Annotated in this window: 19 protein-coding genes; 9 read left to right on the top strand and 10 right to left on the bottom strand. The window is 64.3% G+C overall.

What is annotated here, in order from left to right:
• Nucleotides 1–48: 48 nt before the first annotated feature.
• The 7 genes from AC1DYO_RS08180 to AC1DYO_RS08210 all read left to right on the top strand — a co-directional run bounded on the left by AC1DYO_RS08180 (nt 49) and on the right by AC1DYO_RS08210 (nt 7,118).
• Nucleotides 49–1,347, top strand: coding sequence for an ABC transporter substrate-binding protein (locus AC1DYO_RS08180; RefSeq protein WP_477262044.1), 1,299 nt, complete (start codon nt 49–51; stop codon nt 1,345–1,347).
• An 88-nt stretch (nt 1,348–1,435) separates the two neighbouring features.
• Nucleotides 1,436–2,110, top strand: a complete 675-nt coding sequence (locus AC1DYO_RS08185; RefSeq protein WP_477262453.1) for an ABC transporter ATP-binding protein — start codon at nt 1,436–1,438, stop codon at nt 2,108–2,110.
• On the top strand, nt 2,107–2,835 hold the full coding sequence (locus tag AC1DYO_RS08190; RefSeq protein WP_477262046.1) for an ABC transporter ATP-binding protein: 729 nt from the start codon (nt 2,107–2,109) through the stop codon (nt 2,833–2,835). Before AC1DYO_RS08185 ends, AC1DYO_RS08190 begins: the two co-directional genes overlap by 4 nt.
• Entirely contained in the window at nt 2,832–3,728 is an 897-nt protein-coding gene (locus AC1DYO_RS08195; protein WP_477262048.1) for a branched-chain amino acid ABC transporter permease, read from the top strand. The genes AC1DYO_RS08190 and AC1DYO_RS08195 overlap by 4 nt, the downstream gene beginning before the upstream one ends.
• Entirely contained in the window at nt 3,725–4,789 is a 1,065-nt protein-coding gene (locus AC1DYO_RS08200; protein WP_477262050.1) for a branched-chain amino acid ABC transporter permease, read from the top strand. Before AC1DYO_RS08195 ends, AC1DYO_RS08200 begins: the two co-directional genes overlap by 4 nt.
• Nucleotides 4,790–4,791: 2 nt before the next feature.
• Nucleotides 4,792–5,577, top strand: coding sequence for a coniferyl-alcohol dehydrogenase (locus AC1DYO_RS08205; RefSeq protein WP_477262455.1), 786 nt, complete (start codon nt 4,792–4,794; stop codon nt 5,575–5,577).
• 95 nt (nt 5,578–5,672) lie between these two features.
• Complete coding sequence (locus AC1DYO_RS08210; RefSeq protein WP_477262052.1) at nt 5,673–7,118, top strand: aldehyde dehydrogenase; 1,446 nt, start codon at nt 5,673–5,675, stop codon at nt 7,116–7,118.
• 24 nt (nt 7,119–7,142) lie between these two features.
• Here AC1DYO_RS08210 and AC1DYO_RS08215 read toward each other — a convergent pair whose 3' ends face one another.
• From AC1DYO_RS08215 to AC1DYO_RS08235, 5 genes are all read right to left on the bottom strand, one after another.
• The gene (locus AC1DYO_RS08215) at nt 7,143–8,000 is read right to left on the bottom strand and encodes a sugar phosphate isomerase/epimerase family protein (RefSeq protein ID WP_477262054.1); all 858 of its coding nucleotides are present in this window, start codon (nt 7,998–8,000) and stop codon (nt 7,143–7,145) included.
• A gap of 4 nt (nt 8,001–8,004) precedes the next feature.
• A complete protein-coding gene (locus AC1DYO_RS08220; protein ID WP_477262056.1) occupies nt 8,005–8,781 on the bottom strand; it encodes an ATP-binding cassette domain-containing protein in 777 nt (258 codons plus the stop codon).
• Nucleotides 8,778–9,770: an ABC transporter permease gene (locus AC1DYO_RS08225; protein WP_477262058.1), complete on the bottom strand. Its 993-nt coding sequence runs from the start codon at nt 9,768–9,770 to the stop codon at nt 8,778–8,780. Before AC1DYO_RS08225 ends, AC1DYO_RS08220 begins: the two co-directional genes overlap by 4 nt.
• An 83-nt stretch (nt 9,771–9,853) precedes the next feature.
• On the bottom strand, nt 9,854–10,843 hold the full coding sequence (locus AC1DYO_RS08230) for a sugar ABC transporter substrate-binding protein (protein WP_477262060.1): 990 nt from the start codon (nt 10,841–10,843) through the stop codon (nt 9,854–9,856).
• Nucleotides 10,844–10,918: 75 nt separating this feature from the next.
• On the bottom strand, nt 10,919–11,992 hold the full coding sequence (locus tag AC1DYO_RS08235) for a LacI family DNA-binding transcriptional regulator (protein ID WP_477262062.1): 1,074 nt from the start codon (nt 11,990–11,992) through the stop codon (nt 10,919–10,921).
• A gap of 201 nt (nt 11,993–12,193) precedes the next feature.
• Here AC1DYO_RS08235 and AC1DYO_RS08240 point away from each other — a divergent pair, with 201 nt between their 5' ends.
• Complete coding sequence (locus AC1DYO_RS08240; protein ID WP_477262064.1) at nt 12,194–13,225, top strand: hydroxyacid dehydrogenase; 1,032 nt, start codon at nt 12,194–12,196, stop codon at nt 13,223–13,225.
• Between the two features lie 371 nt (nt 13,226–13,596).
• On the opposite strand, the gene msuE is transcribed toward AC1DYO_RS08240, so the two are convergent.
• Nucleotides 13,597–14,157: an FMN reductase gene (msuE, locus tag AC1DYO_RS08245; RefSeq protein WP_477262066.1), complete on the bottom strand. Its 561-nt coding sequence runs from the start codon at nt 14,155–14,157 to the stop codon at nt 13,597–13,599.
• Nucleotides 14,158–14,427: 270 nt separating this feature from the next.
• Between msuE and AC1DYO_RS08250 the strand changes: the two genes are divergently transcribed.
• Entirely contained in the window at nt 14,428–16,074 is a 1,647-nt protein-coding gene (locus AC1DYO_RS08250; RefSeq protein WP_477262068.1) for an acetolactate synthase large subunit, read from the top strand.
• Nucleotides 16,075–16,078: 4 nt separating this feature from the next.
• On the opposite strand, the gene melA is transcribed toward AC1DYO_RS08250, so the two are convergent.
• From melA to AC1DYO_RS08270, 4 genes are read right to left on the bottom strand one after another with little or no spacing between them, the layout of a single operon-like run.
• Entirely contained in the window at nt 16,079–17,449 is a 1,371-nt protein-coding gene (gene melA / locus AC1DYO_RS08255) for an alpha-galactosidase (RefSeq protein WP_477262070.1), read from the bottom strand.
• 20 nt (nt 17,450–17,469) lie between these two features.
• Nucleotides 17,470–19,137 (bottom strand): ABC transporter ATP-binding protein, encoded by a 1,668-nt coding sequence (locus AC1DYO_RS08260; protein WP_477262072.1) that lies wholly within the window; start codon nt 19,135–19,137, stop codon nt 17,470–17,472.
• A gap of 10 nt (nt 19,138–19,147) precedes the next feature.
• The gene (locus AC1DYO_RS08265; protein ID WP_477262074.1) at nt 19,148–20,284 is read right to left on the bottom strand and encodes an ABC transporter permease; all 1,137 of its coding nucleotides are present in this window, start codon (nt 20,282–20,284) and stop codon (nt 19,148–19,150) included.
• Nucleotides 20,285–21,292: an ABC transporter permease gene (locus tag AC1DYO_RS08270; protein ID WP_477231677.1), complete on the bottom strand. Its 1,008-nt coding sequence runs from the start codon at nt 21,290–21,292 to the stop codon at nt 20,285–20,287.
• Nucleotides 21,293–21,315 lie beyond the last annotated feature (23 nt).

The following is a 21,315-nucleotide window of genomic DNA, read 5'->3' on the forward strand; positions in this document are numbered from 1 at the left end:
GGCCGGCGGTCGCCTCCAGGCACCGCCAGGAAAGGGAGGAATATCAGCATGACCTCAAGCACATCCGGCGTCTCGCGGCGCCAGTTCATCGCCACAGCAATCGCCGGCGGCGCGGCACTTGCACTCGGTCGCGGCAAGGCCTTCGCGCAAGACGCCGACACGCTCAAAGTCGGCTTCGTCAGCCCACGCACCGGACCGCTCGCCGGCTTCGGCCAGACCGACGGCTACGTGCTCGACCTTGCCCGCAAGGCGCTCGCCGGTGGCATCGAACTCGGCGGCAAGAAATACAGCGTCGAGATCATCGACCAGGACACGCAGTCCGATCCATCCCGCGCCGGCCAGCTCGCCAAGGACCTCATCAACAACCAGTCCGTCGACCTGATGCTGGCGGTGTCGACGCCGGAGGTGATCAACCCGGTCGCCGACGCTTGCGAAGCTGCCGGCGTGCCTTGCCTGTCCACCGTCATGCCGTGGGAGGCCTGGTATTTCGGCCGCGGCGCCAAGCCCGGCGCACCCTCGCCGTTCAAGTGGACCTATCATTTCGGTTTCGGCGTCGACGAGTTCTTCCGGACCTACATCTCGCAATGGAACCTGATCGAGACCAACAAGAAGGTCGGCGTCATGTACCCCAACGACGCCGACGGCAACGCCATCCGCACCCATCTGGCGCCGCTGCTGGCCAAGCAGGGTTTCACCATCGTCGATCCCGGCGCCTATGAGACCGGCACCACCGACTATTCCTCGCAGATCGCCCTGTTCAAGCAGGAAGGCGTCGAGATCTTCAACTCCTTCCCGATCCCGCCGGACTTCGCCGCCTTCTGGCGTCAGGCCGCGCAGCAAGGCCTGATCAAGCAGATCAAGATCTGCCAGGTCGCCAAGACCGGGCTGTTCCCGTCCGATATCGAGGCGCTCGGCGATCTCGGCAACAAGATTTCGAGCGCCGCCTACTGGCACAAGGCCTTCCCCTACAAGTCGCCGCTGACCGGCGTTTCGGGAGCCGAGCTTGCCGACGGCTATGAGGCGGCGAGCGGCAAGCAGTGGACGCAGCAGCTCGGCGCCTCGATGTCGCTGCTCGACGCCGGGTTCGAAGCGCTGAAGGCGAGCACCGACGCCAAGGACAAGGCGGCGGTCGCCAAGGCGCTGAGCACGCTCAACACCGAGACCATGATCGGCAAGGTCGACTTCAACAGTGGCCCGGTCGCCAATGTCTCGCCCGGCCCGATTATCGGCACGCAGTGGGTGGCCGCCAAGGAAGGCAGCAAGTTCCCGCTCGACTATGTCGTGACCGAGAACGCCACCGACCCTAAGGTGCCGGTCGAAGCCAAGCTCCAGCCGTATAACGGCTGACGAACGCTACGGGGATCGCATCGTGAACGGTTTACCAAACGCTGCGATCCTCAGCGCTGCCGGCATCCAGAAACGCTTCGGCGCGCTGGTGGTTCTCGACGATATCGACTTCGCCATGAATGCCGACGAGGCCGTCGGCATCGTCGGCCCGAACGGCGCCGGCAAGACGACCTTGCTCAGCGTGCTTTCTGGCGCCTTTCCGCCAAGCGCCGGCACCGTCGCCTTTAGGGGTGGTGACGTGACGGGACTGCCGGCCACGGCGCGCTGCCGGCTCGGCCTGGTGCGCACGCACCAGGTGCCGAAACCGTTCAGCGGCATGACCACGTTCGAAAACGTCTTCGTCGCAGCGTCGCATGGCGCCGGTCTCGGCCGCGACGAGGCCTATGAGGAAGCGCTGGCGTCGCTGAAACTCTGCGGCATGCTGGGCGTCGCCAACCGGCGCGCCGAGACGCTCGGCCTGCTCGACCGCAAGCGGCTGGAACTGGCCCGCGCGCTCGCGGCGAGGCCGACGCTGTTGCTGCTCGATGAAATCGGCGGCGGGCTGACCGATGGCGAGGCGAGCGAACTTGTCGACACCATCAAGGAATTGCGCCGGCGCAAGATCGGCATCGTCTGGATCGAGCACATCGTCCACATCCTGCTGCAGGTGGCCGAGCGGCTGATCTGCATGGATGCGGGAAAGATCATCGCCGACGGCGAGCCGCAAGCGGTGATGGCCGACCCCGAAGTCGTGCGCGCCTATCTCGGTGGAGGCCCGAAATGAGCCTGCTCGCAGTTGAAAACCTGGTTGTCCGGCACGGGCTGTTGCAAGCGGTGCGCGGCGTGGGCTTTACGATCGAGCGCGGCGAAACGCTGGCGCTGGTCGGCGCCAACGGCGCCGGCAAGACGACGCTGCTGCGGGCGATCGCCGGCGCGCATCAGCCGACGGCCGGGCTCGTGCTGCTGGACGGCGCCGATATCACCGGCGTGCCGTCTCACAAACGCGTCGGCATGGGCGTTGCGCTGGTGCCGGAAGGGCGAAAACTCTTCGTGCAGATGACGGTCGAGGAGAACCTCCTGCTTGGCAAGACCGCCGGCCGGCCCGGCGACTGGAGCGTGGAACGGGTGCTCGATACTTTCCCGAACCTCAAACCGCGCCGCCACGCCAAGACCGGGCTTCTCTCGGGCGGCGAGCAGCAGGCCACCGCCATCGGCCGCGCTTTGATGAGCAATCCCGAGTTGCTGCTGCTCGACGAGGTCTCGCTCGGCCTGTCGCCGCTGGTGGTCGACCGCGTCTACGCTTCGCTGCAAGGCCTGATCAGTTCAGGCACGACGATCATCCTGGTCGAGCAGGACCTCAACCGCGCACTCTCGGTCTCGGACAAGGTCATCTGCATGCTCGAAGGGCGCGTCGCGCTGGAGGGTCCGAGCAAGGGCATGTCCCGCGACGAGGTGACCAAGGCCTATTTCGGCCTGCACAGGAAAAGCGCCGGGAGCGTGCCGGCATGAGCAACCAGATCGTCCAGGGCATCCTTCTAGGCGGCTACTACGCGCTGATCGCCTGCGGCCTCTCCTTCATGTTTTCGGTAATGCGCATCATCAACCTGGCGCATGGCGGTCTCGCCGTGTTCTCGGCCTATGCACTGTGGTGGCTCGCCTCGCAATTCCACATCTCGCCCTTCGTCGGCCTGCTCATCGTGCTGCCGCTGATGGCGGCGATCGGCTGGGTGCTGCAGCGCTTCCTGCTCGAACGCAGCGCCCGCGGCGGCGCGCTGCTGCCGATCCTCACCACCTTCGGCCTCGCCATCGTCATCGACAATCTTCTGTTCGAGCAATTCGGCGCCGACACCCGTTCGCTGGCGCCCTATATCGGCAGCCTGTCCTACGATTCCTGGGAATGGCCGGGCAGCATCTATGTCGGCAAGCTTGCCGTCATCATGTTCGCCACCGCCGTCATCCTGCTTGGCGGGCTGCAGCTGTTCCTCACCCGCACCAGGCTTGGCCGCTCGATCCGCGCCACCTCGGAAGATCCTGATACGGCTGGTCTCGTCGGTGTCGATGCGCGCCGCGCCAACGCCCTTGCCGCAGCCATCGCCATGGTCACCGTCGGTCTTGCCGGCGCCTTCCTTGGCATGCGCGCCACCTTCGATCCGTATACCGGCGCACCGCAATTGCTGTTCGCCTTCGAGGCGGCAGTCATCGGCGGCGCCGGTTCGCTGTGGGGCACGCTGGTCGGCGGCATCGTGCTGGCGCTGGCCCAGACACTCGGCGCGCAGATACATCCGCAAGGCTTTCTCATCGGCGGCCATGTCGCCTTCCTGATCGTGCTGTTCATCCGGCTCTCCACTTCGGGCCTCGGCCTGCGCGGCCTGCTGCGCCTGCCCGCGAGGAAGACGACATGAGCGCCGTTTCGACCTCCCCCGTCATCGAGCGTGGCACCCCGGCCTCGCGCATCTCGGCGATCGCGGTTGTGGTGATCATCGCGCTGCTCGCCGTCGCGCCGCAGTTCCTGTCGGCCGGCGCCGTCGACCGCATGACGGCCTTGTTCATCTATGTGATCCTGGCGGCGATGTGGAACGCGCTGGCTGGCTTCGGCGGCCTGGTCTCGGTTGGACAACAAGTGTTCTTCGGGCTCGGCGCCTATTTCGCCATTCGCCTCGCCGATGCCGGCCTCGATCCGTTCGCCTCGCTGTTCGTCTCGGCGATCATTGTCGGCGCGATCTCCTGGCCAATGTCGCTGTTCATGCTGCGGTTGAAGAACGGCGAGTTCGCCATCGGCATGTGGGTGATTGCGGCGCTCACCCATCTGCTGGTCAATCTCGACCGGCTGGTACAAGGCGAAACCGGGACGTCGCTGATCTCGCTCAACGTCTACGATGCCGGCGCCAGGCGGGCGACGATCTACTGGCTGGCGCTGGCCTCGATGACGGCGCTGCTCGCCATCCTGTTCGGCCTGCTGCGCGGCAGCACGGGGGCGGCCATCCGCGCCATCAGGGACAATGAGGATGCCGCCGCCTCGGTCGGCGTGCGCGTCACCGGCACCAAGCGACTTCTGTTCGTGCTCGCCGCCTTCGGCATCGGCATTGCCGGCGCGCTGTGGCTGGCCACCTCCATCACCTTCCAGCCGAAAACCTACTTCAACGTCCAGTGGACCGCCTACATGATCTTCATGGTGCTGGTCGGAGGCATCGGCACCTTCGAGGGCGCCATTTTGGGTGCGCTGCTGTTCTTCCTCATCGAGACCTGGTTCGGCGGCACCGGCGTCTGGTATCTCATCGGCCTTGGCGCCACGGCGGTGCTGTTCTCGCTGTTCCTGCCGCGCGGCCTGTGGGGGACGCTGGAGGAGCGCTTCGGCCTGCGCCTGCTGCCGGTCGGCTATCGCGTCAGGCTCCCGGCAAACACCGCCGATGGCGACACGGCATCGACGTCGCAACAAGCCACCGCACAGCGGGAGAAGGTGTGACCATGCTTTTCGGCAAGACCATTCTCGTCACCGGTGTCGCTTCCGGCATTGGCGCCCGCACCGCCGAACTTGCCGGCCAACTCGGCGCCGACGTGATCGGCGTCGATGTGCGTGAGCCGACAGCTGCGGTTGGCAGTTTCGTCAAGGCAGACATCTCTTCCAAGGCTGGCGTCGACGATCTCATTGCATCACTGCCGCAGCGCATCGATGCGCTCTGCAACGTCGCAGGCCTCTCCGGTAACACCGGCGCGGTGCCGACACTGGCGGTCAACTTCTACGGCCTGCGCGCACTCTCGGAAGGCCTTGCGCCAAAGCTTCGCGAAGGCGGCGCCATCGTCAACGTCGCCTCGATCGCCGGCTATGGCTGGCGCGCCAACCTCAACCGTGCAGCGTCGATGGTCGGCATCGAAGGTTTTCCCGATGTCGCCAAAGTGGTCGCTGACCACCAAGTGAAGAACGAGGAAGGCTATCCCGTCTCCAAGGAACTGCTGCTGTTGTGGACCTTCCGCGCCGCGCATCAGGACCTGTTCAAAAACCGCGGCATCCGCGTCAATGCGGTGAGCCCCGGCCCGGTCGAAACGCCTATCCTCAAACAATTCCGCAACGTGCTCGGCGACGCCCGCGTCGACAGCGATATCGCCCGTGTCGGACGCGCCGGCACATCGGGCGACATCGCCCCTGTCGTGCTGTTCCTGTGCTCGGATGGCGCGCGCTGGGTCAACGGCGCCAACGTGCCGGTTGACGGTGGCCTCGAAGCATCGATCAACGCCGAGGTGCTCGGCTTCTAGACCATGATCCCGAAGAGTGGGAGCCGGTTTTCGGATAAGATCATGGTCAACAACAAGATAGAAAAGACGCTCGACGGCGAGCGAGGGAGAAAACAATGGACATTGGACTTCTGATCGACGGTGACAAAAGGGATGCGTCGGGCGCGGCGTCTTTCGAGCGCATGGACCCGTTCACCGGCAAGCTGGCGACGCGCGCCGCAGCCGCCAGCGTAGCCGACGCCAATGCCGCCGTCGAAGCCGCGGCAGCCGCCTTCAAGACCTGGTCGAAGACCGGTCCGGGCGAGCGCCGCGCCTTGCTCGCCAAAGCAGCCGATGTGATGGATTCCAAGGTCGGCGAATTTACCAAATTGATGATGGAAGAGACCGGCGCCACCGGCCCGTGGGCCGGCTTCAACGTCATGCTGGCCGCCAAGATGCTGCGCGAGGCAGCCGCCATGACGACGCAGATTTCGGGTGAGGTCATCCCCTCCGACAAGCCCGGCACCTTGGCCATGGCGATCCGACAGCCGGCCGGCGTGTGCCTCGGCATCGCACCGTGGAACGCGCCGGTCATTCTCGGCACCCGCGCCATCGCCATGCCGATCGCCTGCGGCAACACGGTGGTGCTGAAAGCCTCTGAAATGTGCCCCGGCACGCATCGGCTGATCGGCCAGGTGCTGGTCGAGGCCGGCCTGCCCAAGGGCGTCATCAATGTCGTCACCAACGACCCGAAAGACGCGGCGGTAATCGTCGAGACACTGGTCGCGCATCCCGCCGTCAGGCGCGTCAACTTCACCGGCTCGACCAAGGTCGGCCGGATCATCGCCGAGCTCGCTGGCAAGCATCTGAAGCCGGCGCTGCTCGAGCTCGGCGGCAAGGCGCCGTTGGTTGTGCTCGACGATGCCGACATCGATGCCGCGGTCAACGCGGCCGCCTTCGGCGCCTACATGCATCAGGGCCAGATCTGCATGTCGACCGAGCGCCTAGTCGTCGACGAGAAGATCGCCGATGAGTTCGTCGCCAAGCTCGCCGCCCGCGCCTCACAATTGCCGGCCGGCGACCCGCGCGGCCATGTCGTGCTGGGCTCGCTGATCAGCAGCCAAGCGGCCGACAAAATGGAAGAACTGGTTGCCGACGCCGTCGCCAAGGGCGCCAAGCTGGTGGCCGGCGGCAAGCGCACCGGAACCGTGGTTGAAGCGACATTGCTCGACCACGTCACGCCGGCGATGCGCGTCTACTCCGAAGAATCCTTCGGCCCCGTCAAGCCGGTCATCCGCGTCAAGGGCGAGGACGAAGCGGTGCGCGTCGCCAACGACACCGAATACGGCCTCTCCTCGGCCGTGTTCAGCCGCGACATCCGTCGTGCCATGGCGGTTGCCGCGCGCATCGAGGCCGGCATCTGCCACATCAACGGCCCGACCGTTGGCGACGAGGCGCAGATGCCGTTCGGCGGCGTCAAGGGTTCGGGCTATGGTCGCTTCGGCGGCAAGGCTTCGATCGCCGAATTCACCGACCTGCGCTGGCTGACGATCGAGGACCCGAACCAGCACTATCCGTTTTGATTGATACGACGCCTCGGCAGATGATTATCTGCCGAGCGTCAATCCCGCCTTCCGTGCCTCTTCACGCAGGAACGGCAACCCGACTCCGATCACATCGTCGGGATTCTCCGCCACCGGACGCCAAACGGCGAGACCACCGGCAATGTCGACATCGACATGGTTCATGCTTTCGAGCGTGATGGCGCCAGCATAGCCGATATCGGCGATGGCCTTCATGCAGGCCGCCCAGTTGAGCATGCCGCGCCCCGGCACGCCACGATTGGCTTCTGAGACGTGGACGTAGCCGAGATAGGGCGCGGCTGCCTTGAAGCCGGCCGCAAAACTCTTTTCCTCGATATGCATGTGGTAGGTGTCGAGATGGATGAAGATGTTGTCGGCGCCGACGCGCTCGATGATGTTGGCGGCGTCGATGCCGCGATTGATCAGATGCGTTTCGTAGCGATTGCAGGGTTCGATGCCGAGTTTTAGGCCATGCGCCTTGGCGGCTTTGGCAGCACGCGCCAGGAACCGGCACATACCGTCGATTTCTTCGGTGGTCGGGGCGCGGCCTGTCGTCTTGCCGATCGTGCCATAGGTGACGCCTCCGAGCGCTGCGCTGCCCACCGCTTCGCAGACAGCGAAGGCCGGCTCGAGAAAGGCCAACGCCTCGTCCGGCCGCGCCACCACGTCGAGCGCGCGCGGCAGGCCGAGTGAAGGTATGAGCTCGACATTCCAGCGTTCTGCAAAGGCGCGTGTGCGCAGAGTGTCGATCTCCTCGGGGCGCAGCAGCGGGATTTCGAGCAGGCCGATGCCAAGCCCTTTCAGCCGCTCCATCTGCGGCTCGATCAGATCGAGATCCCAGACCGGGGCGATGGCGAAAGTGTGCAGTCCAAAAGTATTCATCAGTTCAGCCTCGTTGTTCGTGCGCCGCCGCCGCAGCGATATCGCCGCCGCCGACGATGCGGCTGACGACTTCGGCCATGTTGGTTTTTGCAGTGATGAGATCGGCATCGGCCCGGCCGTGGCGCAGCACGACGATGCGGTCGGTGACCGACAGCACGTCGTTCAGCCGGTGCGAGATCAGGATGACGGCGATGCCTTCCGATTTCAGCCGGCGGATGAGATCGAGCACGCTCTGCACTTCGCGCACGGCAAGTGCTGCCGTCGGCTCGTCCATGATGACCAGCTTGGGGTTGAAGGTCAGCGCCCGCGCAATCGCCACCGTCTGCTGCTGGCCGCCCGAAAACGAACCGACCGATCGGTTTATCGACGGCAGATGCGCGCCGAGCCGCTCGATCATCTTCGTCGCCTGGCGGTCCATCTCGGCCTTGTCGACAAAGCCAGGGATGACGCCGAACAGCCTCTTCACCGGCTCGCGGCCAAGGAAGATGTTGGCGGCCACGTCCTGTTGCTTGGCCAGCGACAGGTCCTGGTAGATCATCTCGATGCCGAGCCGGCGCCGCTGGCCGGGATCGAGCGGAAGGATGTCCCTGCCATCGAACTGGATGGAACCTTCGTCCGCCCGGTAGATGCCGGTGATGGTCTTCATCAGCGTCGACTTGCCGGCGCCATTGTCGCCGACCAGGCCGATCACTTCGCCGGCCTCTACCGACAGGTCGACGCCATGCAGCACGTCGACCGCGCCGAAACTTTTGCGGATGCCTTGCAGGATGAGGAGGGTCATACGCGCGACTCCTTCCGGACCTGATACTGGTCGATGAAGACGGCCAGGATCAACACCGCGCCGATCGCCATCTGCTGGTAGTAGGATTGCACCGCCAGCAGCGTCAGCCCGTTCTGCAGCACGCCCATGATCAGCGCGCCGATCATGGTGCCGAGGATCGATGCACGACCGCCGAACAGATTGGTGCCGCCGATGATCGCCGCGGTGATGGCGGTGAGCTCGTAATTGATGCCGGCGGTCGGATCGCCGGCATTGACGCGGGCGGTGAACAACAGGCCGGCGAGACCGGCGAGCGCGCCCGACAGCGTGTAGATGATGCGGCGATGGTGTTCGACGCGAATGCCGGCGGCCCGTGCCGCGCCCTCGCTGTCGCCGAGCGCCAGCGTGTGGCGGCCAAAGCGCGTATAGGCAAGCAGGCAGTGCGCGACGATCGCCGTCAGCACCAGAATGATCACCGGCATCGGAATACTGAACGGCCGGCCCTGGCCGATATAGACAATCTCTGCAGGCAGGCCGTAGATCGCCCTGCCCTGCGAGATGACCAGCGCCAGCCCGCGCGCCAGGCCGAGCATACCGAGCGTGACGATGAAGGCCGGCACGAAGGCGCGAGTCACCAGCTGGCCGTTGATGTAACCGGCAATGCCGCCGGCGATGATGCAGGCGCAGACCGCCAGCGGCCACGGCCAGCCGAGATTGACGGCGACGAAGGCGCCGGCGACGCCGGATAGGCCCATCACCGAGCCGAGCGACAGATCGAGCCCGCCCGAGCCGATGACGAAGGTGGCGGCGATCGCCAGCACACCGATCGTCGAGGTCGCGAGCAGGATGTTGAGGAAATTGCTGAGCGACAGGAAGTAGGGCGACAGCACCGCCATGACGGCGCTGAGCGCCACTAGCACCAGCAGCGATTCCAGCCTTATATGAAGCCGTTCGACGGATGCGCGCTGCACCCGTGCCCAGAAGCCGGGCTGCGCCGTTTCAGAAGCCATCTTTTTGCACCTTTTGAAAGAGGTGGCTGGCGCGAGCATGCCGCGCCAGCCCGCGGGGGAAATACCCCCAGTCCTGGGAGGGACTATTTCACAAATTCGAGCATCGGCTCCTTGCCGGCGTCGAGCACTTCCTTGGTCAGCACCAGGGTCGGCACGGCGATGCTGTCCTCAACCTTCTCTCCGGCCAGCGCCTTCTTGACGTTCTCGACCGCCTGCTTGCCGACGAGGTAAGGCAGCTGCGCCACCGAGGCATTGAGGCGGCCTTCCTTGATCGACTTCACCGCATCCGAATTGCCGTCGACGCCGATAATGGTCACCTGCGGACCCTTGCCGGCGGCGTAGACGGATTCCACCGCGCCCAGCGCCATGCCGTCATTGGCACAGAAGATGGCGACGAGGTCGGGATGCGCCGTCAGCGTATCGGTGGCGATCGAGGCGGCCTTGCCGCGATCCCAGTCGCCCGGCAGCGAAGCGACGATTTCGAGACCCGGCACCAATTCCTTGAGCTTGTCGGCAAAGCCCTTGGCGCGCTTCTCGCCGGTAATGTTGCCCGACAGGCCTTCGATCACCAGCACCGGACCCTTGGCGTCCTTGCCGAGCTTGGAGACGAGATAGTCCGCGCCTTGCGCGCCGGCCGCGCCATTGTCGGAACCGATATGGAAGGTGACCTTGATACCTTCCTTGTCGAGCACCGCCTGGTCCATATTGTTGTCGAGGTCGACGATCTTGACACCGGCCTCCTGCGCCACCTTCAGGCAGGGCAAGAGGTTGGTCGAGTTGATGGCCGCGGTGATCATCGCCGCCGGCTTGCGCTCTAGCATGGTGTTGCACAGGTTCAGCTGCGGCTCGGCCGCCTGGTCGCTTTCGGCCGCCTGCTCGAAGATCTTCACGCCGGACTCTTTTGCGCCGGCCTCGACGCCCTGGCTCATCGCGCCCCAGAACGGATTGGCCAGCGTCTTCATCAACACGCCGTATTCGGCATCGTCGGCTTTCGCGACGGAGATGGCCGAGAACGCGATTGCCGCGCCCAGAGCGAACGTAAATCGATTTATCTTCAGGATGCGCGATGTCATTTTTGTTATCCTCCGGTTGATGTCAGTGCCGCGAGCCTAGGCCAGGTGCAGCTTATGGGTTGTCGACAATGGGGGCTATTGTCGGTGTCCTCCCCCGGAATGCGGGCCGTTGCCTGGCGAGCCAACGGATTCCCGCATCAAAACCCGGCAAGGTTCAAGCCGCGCGATCGGCGGCCCCTCCCGACCTTCAATTCTTGCAAACAGCGCTTCCATGGCGTGGCCGGCGATCTGGCGCACCGGCTGCACCACGGCGGCGATGGCCGGCCATGTCACCTGCATCCATTCGGCGTCGTCGAAGCCGACCAGCGAAATATCGTTGGGGCAATGCCAGCCGCGCCGGCGGAATTCCGACAGCGCCACCAGCGTGCCTTTGAGGAACAGCGAATAGACCGCCGTCGGCCGTTCGCCCCCATTGGCGCCTTTCCCGAAATAGTCACGCAGCTGCGCTCTCAACGGCTCGACGTCGGTTTCAGCCAACACGACATCGATGCGCACATCCGGCGCCAGTTTGAGTGCGGCGGCGCGAAACCCGTCGAGACGGGCGCGAACCGTGGCCGCCTGCTCGCCGAGGCCGACGACCAGTATGTGGCGGTGACCCTTGGCGATCAGTTCGCGCGCCACTTCGGTGCTGGCGGCGGCACTGTCGGCCGAAACTGTGTCGAAGGCGTCGTCGGAGAGCACACGGTCGATCAGCACGCCGGTCATGCCATTGGCCTTCATGAAGTCGGCCGCCGGGCCATGCTCGTTGCGAACCGGCGCCAGCACCACACCGGCGACGCGCCAGTCATGCATGCGGGCCAGGATCTCTTTTTCACGCGCTTCCGATTCACGGCTTGAGGCCGCCACCAGCGTATAGCCGCGCTGCTCGGCGAGGCTCTCGAGCTGGGTGACCATCTGGCCGAAGAATTCGCTTTCGAACTCGGGCATGATGGCGCCGATGATGCGGCGCTTGGCCCGGCGCATGTCGGAGGCCAGTGGGTCGACGCGGTAACCCAGTTGCTCGACCGCATCGAAGACGCGCTGCGCATTTTCCGGCTTCACTGTGGTGACGCCGGCCATGACCTTGGAGACGGTGGCGGCGGACACGCCGGCGCGGCTTGCCACGTCGTGGATCGACGCACGCCGCTGCTGGTCCTGCCTATGCGCCATTGCTCCTCCTCCCGAGGCGCGGACTGAGGCATTCCCGTCCGCTGTAGAAATGAGTAAATCGATTTTTCGGAGTTGTAAATCGTTTAATCGTGGGTATTTTGTCCCACAGGCACATGTCTCCCTAAAGTGTGAAGCGGTTTCGGGCTATCGGCAAGTGCTAAGCAAAAATACGCGATCCGGATCGCGCCGGGAGGAATCGTCATGCCAAACAAGGATTTGCCGCTGGCCATCAGCGCGCCGGAACCACGCACGCTCGAGTTGATCTTCACCCCACCGCAACTGGCGCGCCTCAAGGCGCATTACCGCATCGTCGAGACGACGGCCGACGGCGTGGCGAAATTGCCCGCCGATGTGCTGGCGCAGGCCCGCTACATCATCGGCCAGCCGCCCATCTCGCCCGAGACGCTGGAAGCGATGAAGGCGCTGCGCTGCGTCTTCAATGTCGAGACCAACCTCATCAACAACATGCCCTATGAGACGCTGTTCGCGCGCGGCATCCACGTCGTCACCACCGGCCTCGTCTTCGCCGAGCCGGTGGCCGAGCTTGGCCTTGCCATGGCGCTCAACCTCGCCCGCAACATCGTCGACGCCGACCTCGCCTTCCGCAAAGGCGAGGAGCTGTGGGGCGGCGACGGCAATCTGACGGCGCGGCTGCTGTCCGGCGCCGATGTCGGCATCATCGGCTTTGGCGATCTCGGCCGCGCGCTCAACCGCCTGCTGTCGGGTTTTCGCACGCGGACAAAAGTCTTCGATCCCTGGCTGCCGCCGTCGATCCTGATCGACAATGGCGTCGAGCCGGCCTCGCTCGACGACGTCCTGACATCGAGCGACTTCGTCTTCGTCGTCGCTTCGGTGACCTCAGAGAACCAGGGTTTTCTTGGCGCCGATGCTTTCGCCAGCATGCGCAAGGGCGCTGCCTTCATCCTGCTCAGCCGCGCCGGCGTCGTCGACTTCCCTGCCCTGATGGCGGCGGTGAAGAGCGGCCACATCGTCGCTGCAAGCGACGTCTTCCCCGAAGAGCCGCTGGCGCAGGACCACCCGGTCCGTACAATCCCCGGCTTCCTGCGCTCCGCCCACCGCGCCGGCGCGCTCGACATCGCCTTCAAGCGCATGGGAGACATGGTGCTGGAAGACATGGACCTGATCGACCGCGGCCTGCCCCCGCTGCGCTCCAAGCGCGCCGAGCGCGAGACAGTGTCGAGGATGCGGTCGAAGCCGGCGGACAGGAACTAGTTCTCGCGATAAATCCGTCCTGAAATGGATTTTGGCGTTGGGCTAAGCCCGTTGTCATCGTCGCTCAGGATGACCGCGAGCGCGGGAACCTTTGCCCGGCATTGGCGTTTTTCAACCGGATCGCTCCGATTCGATCCAGACCCTCCAATCAATACCCCGCCAGGCCTAGCCGGCGGGGTATTGATTTTGGCTATGACTTAAGGACTTGCAGGGATCTCGCGGAACCATCCTTCTGCCGGATAGTTTTCAAAGCAGTCGGGCGGGTGGGAGGCCCGGCGTACTCCAAGGAGGCCCGTCACGATTCGCGTCGGTTGCGGGCCCTTTTTATTCACTCCCGTGCAAAGGCCGTTAAGGCTGGAGCTCGCCTCGCTCTATCCGGCAACAACGCTGGCAGCCGAGCGGTTGGCCAGCACCAGCCCGACCTCGCCGACGACCTGCTCGACGCGCTTCAGGATGGGTTCGGCCCGCAGCACGCCGTCGGAAAAATCCTTGTCCGTGGCATAGATCCCTGTCGGCAGCGTCAGCGCCTCGAAGAAGCCGAACAGCGGCCGCAACTGGTGCTCGACGATCAAGGCATGGCGATCGTTGCCGCCGGTCGCGAGCAGCACCACCGGCTTGCCACGCAAGGAAGCGGGATCGAACAGATCGAAGAAGTGCTTGAACAGGCCGGTGTAGCTGCCCTTGTAGGTCGGTGACCCCACCACCAGGACATCGGCGTTGACGACACTGTCGAAAATCGCCCGCGCCTGGCCGTCGAGATCGCGCGCCCATTTGGCACTGCCGAGCGAAGGGCCGAGATCTTCGATGTCATAGGTACTCGCGGACAGGCCGTGCTGGCGCGCAATGTCCCTGACGACCTGGTCGACGAAGCCACGCGTCTTGGACGGCCGGGTGAAATTGCCGGAAAACCCGACGACGGTTGGATTGGGCATGTTACTCACCTCTCGCGGACCCGCTTGATACCGCACATTTACAGGCTTGCGCCTGCCGCAAGAAGCAAGGATAGGCCCTCCAGCGCCATCCCTAGGGAATTTTTTTCCATTCGCCAGAAGCGCTCGCAGGTCTCAGGCCGCGAGAAGCAGAACGGTCTGTAAGCACAAAACTACATTGGCGGCGGCTGCGCCTCGCGGTAGGGCTTAACCAGCACTATGTCTGATCACATACTGGCGCCGTTCGCCGCCACTTTGCCCAGGAGATGCTTCGTGCCCAAAGGTTCAGACTTGCTTGTAGCCGCCCTCGAGAATGAGGGCGTCGATCGCATCTTCGGCATTCCGGGCGAAGAAAACCTCGACGTCGTGGAATCCATCCGCAAATCCTCAATCCAGCTCATCCTGACCCGCCACGAGCAGGCGGCGGCGTTCATGGCCGCCACCCATGGCAGGCTCACCGGCAAGCCCGGCGTCTGCATCACCACGCTCGGGCCCGGCGCCCTGAACCTGACGACGGGTGCCGCCTATGCGCTGCTCGGCGCCATGCCGATGATCATGATCACCGGGCAGAAGGGCATCCGGTCGTCGCGCCAGGCCCGCTTCCAGATTGTCGATATCGTCGCCGCGATGAAGCCGCTGACCAAACTGTCGCGCCAGATCATCTCGCCGAGGACTATTCCGGCCGTGGTGCGCGAAGCCTTCCGCATTGCCGAGGAGGAACGTCCCGGACCGGTGCATCTGGAACTGCCCGAAGACATCGCGGCCGAGGAATGCGACGATGTGGCGCTGATTCCGCCCCACCCGGTCGAACTTCCGCTGGCCAGCCCGCTTGCGCTCGACCGCGCCGCCCAGATGATCATGCTGGCGCAGCGCCCGCTGGCGATGCTGGGCGCCGCCGCATCGCGTCCGCGCTCGACCTCCGATCTCGCGCAGTTCGTGATCAGGACCGGCATTCCCTATTTCACCACGCAGATGGGCAAGGGCACGGTGCCCGGCGGGACCGAGCTCTATATGGGCACGGCGGCGCTGTCCGAGCGCGACTATGTGCATGAGGCCATAGAACAGGCCGACCTCATCATCACCATCGGTCACGACACGATCGAGAAGCCGCCCTTCATCATGGGCGACAAGGGACCGAAGGTGATCCATGTCGGCTACCAGCCGGCCAATGTCGAACAGGTCTATTTCCCGCAGACGGAAGTGGTCGGCGACATCGGCGCTTCGCTCAGGCTGCTTGCCGACCGCATCGAGGGTAAGATCCCGAATGCACAGGCGCTGCTGCCGCTGCGCGAAGGCATCTTGAGCCGCATTGCCGCGCGCGCCACCGAGGACCGTTTCACGCCGCAGCGCCTGGTTCATGACATCCGCGCGGTGATGCCGGCCGACGGCATCCTGGCGCTCGACAACGGCATGTACAAGATCTGGTTCGCGCGCAACTACCGCACGCGCGTCGCCAACACGCTGCTGCTCGACAATGCGTTGGCGACGATGGGCGCCGGCCTGCCGTCGGCTATGACGGCAGCCATGCTCTATCCCGGCCGGCGCGTCATGGCGATCTGCGGCGATGGCGGCTTCATGATGAACAGCCAGGAGCTGGAAACCGCTGTCAGGCTGAAACTCAACCTCGTCGTGCTGATCATCGAGGATCATGCTTTCGGCATGATCCGCTGGAAGCAGGCGGTCGACCAGTTTCCCGATTTCGGCATGACCTTCGGCAACCCCGATTTTGTTAGATATGCCGAGGCGTACGGCGCCAAGGGCACCAGGGTCGGCGCCGTCTCAGAAATACAATCGACGCTTGAGCAGGCCTTCACCGGCGGCGGCGTCCATCTTGTCGTCGTCCCGATCGACTATTCGGAGAACGAGCGCGTCCTGGTCGAGGAGCTGCGCCACCGGTTGCCCGCGCCACCGGAGGTGTGACGCTTCAGGCGGCCCGGACTTTGGCGCTTCCATGCGCCCAGGCCGGCAGCCAGTCACCATGCGTCGCCAGCAGCTCGTCGACCAGCGACCAGATCTGGTCGAGGTCGAGTTCGGCCGCCGTATGCGGGTCCATCATCGCCGCGTGGTAGATGTGCTCGCGGTTCTCGGTCATCAGCGCCTGCACCGTCAATTCCTGCACGTTGATGTTGGTGCGGATCAGCGCGGTGAGCTGCGGCGGCAGCTCGCCAATATAGGTCGGCTGGATGCCGGTGGCATCGACCAGGCACGGCACTTCGGCGGCGCAATTGTTCGGCAGAGAGGTGATGCAGCCATTGTTTCGGACATTGCCGTAGATCACCGACGGCTCGCCGGTCCACACCGAATTCATGATCGAGGAGGCGTATTCCTTCGATTGCTCGACCTCTATCCGATCGGCCGAGCGATGGGCCTCGGCCTGTCCCTTCCAGCGTTCGATCTGCTCGATGCAGCGCTTGGGATATTCATCGAGCGGGATGCCGAATTTCTCGATCAGGTCGTCGCGCCCTTCCTTGATGAAATAGGGCGTGTATTCGGCGAAATGTTCGGAGCTTTCGGTGACGAAATAGCCAAGCCGCGTCAGCATCTCATAGCGCACCTTGTTGGGGCAGCGCGGGTTCCAGCCCGGCTTGGGCGCCCTGCCCTCGCGATAGGCGCGGACCAGGTCCGGATAGAGGTTGCGATAGCTGCCGTCCGGCTGGCGATGCTCGAATTTGAGATAGAAGGCCATGTGGTTGATGCCGGCCGAGCGATAGCGGATCTCCTCGTAGGGGATGTCGAGATCGTGTGCCAGCTCCATCGCGGTGCCTTGCACGGAATGGCAAAGGCCGACCTGTTTGATCTCAGGGTATTTCTCCGAGATCGCCCAGGTGTTGATCGCCATCGGGTTAACGTATTGCAGCATGATCGCTTCGGGGCAGACAGCCAGCATATCCTCGCAGATCTTCCACAGATGCGGCACGGTCCGGAGGCCGCGCATGATGCCGCCGACGCCGAGCGTGTCGGCAATGGTCTGGCGCAGGCCGTATTTCTTCGGCACCTCGAAATCGGTGACGGTACACGGTTCATAGCCGCCGATCTGGAAGGCGACGACGACGAAATCGGCGCCGGCGAGCGCCTTCTTCTGATCGGAATAGGTCTCGGCCTTCGCCTTCACGCCCAGCGTCGCGATCAGCTTGTTGACGACGATGGCGCTCTCTTCAAGCCGCTGCGGATTGATGTCCATCAGCGCGATCGTCGCGCCAGACAGCGACGGCCGCCGCAGCACGTCGCCGACAATGTTCTTCATGAACACGGTCGAGCCGGCGCCGATGAAGGTGATCCTGGGATGTCTTGCCACTTTAAACCTCCGGCACTTTGCTACGCCACGTCGAAGGCGGCCCTGACGAGCCGTTCGGTGTAGGCGGTCTTGGGATTGGTGAGAACCTCGTCGACGGGTCCTTGCTCGACGATCTTGCCGTTCTGCATAACGATGACGCGGTGGCAGAGCGCGCGCACCACCTTGAGGTCGTGCGAAATGAAGAGGTAGCTGAGACCACGCTTGTCCTGCAGCTTGCGCAACAGGTCGATGATCTGCGCCTGCACAGAGAGGTCGAGCGCCGACGTCGGTTCGTCGAGCAGGATGAATTCTGGCTCCAGCGCAATGGCCCGCGCAATCGCGATACGCTGCCGCTGGCCGCCGGAAAATTCGTGCGGAAAGCGCGAAAGAATGTCGCCCGGCATGCCGGCGCTGACCAGGGCGTCACGCACCCGATCGACCCGCTCGCGCCGTGTCGCGCCTAACCTGTTGACGACCAGCCCTTCCTCGATGATCTGGCCGATCGTCATGCGCGGGTTGAGCGAGGAGAACGGATCCTGGAAGACGACCTGCATGCGCGAGCGCAGCGGCCGCATCTCGCTGCGCGATAGGCCTTGGATCGGCTTGCCGTCGAAGCTGATCTCGCCATGCTTGGCGTCGGTGAGCTTGAGCAGAGCAAGACCGAACGTGGTCTTGCCGGAGCCGGATTCGCCAACCAGCCCAAGTGTTTCGTGGCGGCAAAGTTTCAGGCCGAGATCGTCGACGGCGACGAGTTCGCGCCAGTCCGGCTTCAGGAAGCTGCCATGGCGCAGCATGAAGCAGACGCGCATGTCGTGGGCCTCGAGGATGGTGCCGCTGTTCTGAGGCAGCGGCTGCGGCTTGCCGTGCGGCTCGGAGGCGAGCAACCGTTTGGTGTAGGCATGCTGCGGGTCGGCGAACAGCCGCTCGGTGACATTGTGCTCGCACATCTCGCCATACTGCATGACATAGACATAGTCGGAGAATTTCCGCACCACGGTGAGGTCGTGGGTGATTAGGATGACCGCCATCCTGAGCTCTTTCTGCAGATTGCGGATCAGGTTGAGAATCTGCGCCTGCACCGTGACGTCGAGCGCGGTCGTCGGCTCGTCGGCAATAAGCACGTCGGGATCGTTGGCGAGCGCCATGGCGATCATCACACGCTGGCGCTGCCCGCCCGACATCTGGTGCGGATACTGCTTGATGCGCGCTTCTGGCTCGGGAATCTGGACATGCCGCAAAAGCTCGAGCGCCCGCGCCCAGGCTTGCTTGCGGCTCACCTTGCGATGCACTCGGATTGCTTCGACGATCTGGCTGCCGACCGTATAGATCGGGTTCAGCGAGCTCATCGGCTCCTGAAAGATCATCGAGATACGGTTGCCGCGCAGCTTGCGCCGGGCGCTTTCGGGGAATTTCAGTATGTCCTGCCCGCAATAGTCGACGCTTGATTTCGGCGACACGGTGGCCCGCTTTGACAAGAGCCCCATGACCGTGCGCGCCGTCACCGACTTGCCGGAGCCGGACTCGCCGACGATGGCGATCGTCTCGCCGCGATAGAGCTGGAACGAGACATCCTTCACCGCGTCAACGACGCCGTGCTCGACCTTGAAGGCGACCTCGATGTTGCGGGCATCGATGATGGGCTGGTCGTGGCGGCCGGCATGGTCGAGCCGGACAGCCGGTGCGAAGGATTGTGCGAGCGCGACGGTCATTCAGGCCACCTCAATAGGGATCGACGGCATCGCGCAGGCCGTCGCCCAGTGCGTTGAAGGCAAAGACGGTGACCAGCACGAAGCCGACCGGCGAGAGGATCCAGGGATAGGTGCCGATGACCGAATAGGTCGCGGTGTCCTGCAGCATCAGCCCCCATGAGATCAGTGGCGGCTTCACCGCGAAGCCGAGAAAACCGAGAAAGGCTTCGAGCAGCACCACCGTCGGGATCGCGATCGTCACGGCGACGATCACGTGGCTCATCACATTGGGAAAGATGTGCTGCATGATGATGCGCATGTCGGTGGCGCCGACCGCCATGGCGGCGCGCACGTAGTCGATCCGCGCCAGCGCCAGCGTCTTGCCGCGGACCTCGCGCGACATCTGCGCCCAGCCAAGCGCCGACATGACGATGATGACGAAGGCGAGGAAGACGTTGGTCGGCGCGGTCACCGGGATCAGCGTCGTCAGCGCCAGATAAAGCGGCAATTGCGGGAAAGCGAGCACCAGCTCGACGAAGCGCTGCACCCAGACGTCGAACCGGCCGCCGAAATAGCCCGACACCATGCCGACGGTGGTGCCGATGACGGTGATGATGAAGACCACCGTCAGCGCGATCATCAGCGAGACGCGCGACCCCTGTATGGCGCGCGACAGCACGTCCCGGCCGAATTTGTCGGTGCCGAGGAAGTGCACCGGCAGGCCGTCTGTCGAGGCGAAGAAATGGCGGTTGGCGGGGATCAGGCCAAGCAGCCGGTACTCGGCGCCCTTGACGAAGAAGCCGAGCAGGCGCGGATGCTCGTAGTCCGGCCCAACGACCGGCTGGAAGGTGACCGGGTCGAGGTCAGCAGAATCCGCCAGCGCATAGACGCGCGGCTGGAGCACGAAATTGCCGTCTCTGTCGTGGAAGCTCATGACTTGCGGCGGGGCGAAAGCGACATCGGTCGCCTTTGGGTCCATCGGCGCGAAGAAATCGGCAAACAGCGCCATCACCACCAGAAGCACGACCAGGATCAGCCCGGCCATGCCAGTCCAGGAGCGCCTCAGCCGGCGCCAGACCAGCGCCATATAGCTCTCATTGCCGCGCGGGATCGCAACCGCGGTTGCTTCAGCCGGCGGTGGCGGCGGGGATGGGTCGCGTGCCAGCATCTAGCTCTCCCCGAACTGGCGCACGCGCGGATCGAGCAGCGCAAGCAGCATGTCGGCGATGATGTTGCCGACGATCAGCGTCGCCGACAGCACCATCATGAAGGTCGCCGTGACATAGACGTCGCCGACCGCCATCGACCCGACAATCGCCGGCCCGACCGTCGGCAGCGCGAAGATGATCGCCGTCTCGATCTCGCCGGTCAGCATGTAGGGCAGCACCACGCCCTGATACATGATGAGCGGATGCAGCGCGTTGGGCACGGCATGGCGCATGACGACGGCGCCGCCGGTGAGCCCCTTGGCCTTGGCCGTCTCGACATATTGGGCGTTCAGCGTATCGAGCAGATTGCCGCGCATGACGCGCATATTGTAAGCGAGCCCGCCGAAGGTGGCGATCGCCACCACCGGCCAGACATGCTTCACGAGGTCGGCGAACTTAGCCCACGACCACGGCGCGCCGCCATATTGCGGCGAGAAGAAACTGCCTATCTCCGACACGTTGAACTGGAAGACCATGAGATAGACGATGATCAGCGCCATCAGGAAGCGCGGCACGGTCATGCCGAGGAAGGAGATGGCCGACAGCGTCGAGTCGATCCAGGTGTACTGCCTGGTCGCCGCCCAGATGCCGAAGGTGATGCCGAGCACCGACGCAAGCAGATGGCAGACCAGCGCCAGAAGCAGCGTGCGCGGCAAACGCTCGCCGACCACGGCGGCGACCGGCTTGTTGTAGTAGAGGCTGTAGCCGAAATCGCCGCGGGTAACGATGCCGGCGATCCAGTTGAGATACTGGACCGGCAGCGGTCTATCGAGGCCATGCTCGACCCGGTAGGCTTGCGCCTGCGCGTCGGCTTCGGCGAACGAGGCCCCGCCCTGGTTGATGAGCTGCGAGCGGATATAGTCGGCATAGTCTCCCGGTGGCGCCTGGATGATGGCAAAAGTGACCAAACTCAGGATGACCATAACCGGCAACGCCGATGCTATGCGCATAGCCAGGAATCGCAGCACCGTCTCTCCTCCTTGTTGCAGGT

The sequence above is a fragment of the Mesorhizobium sp. P2_F5 genome, from assembly GCF_056403715.1.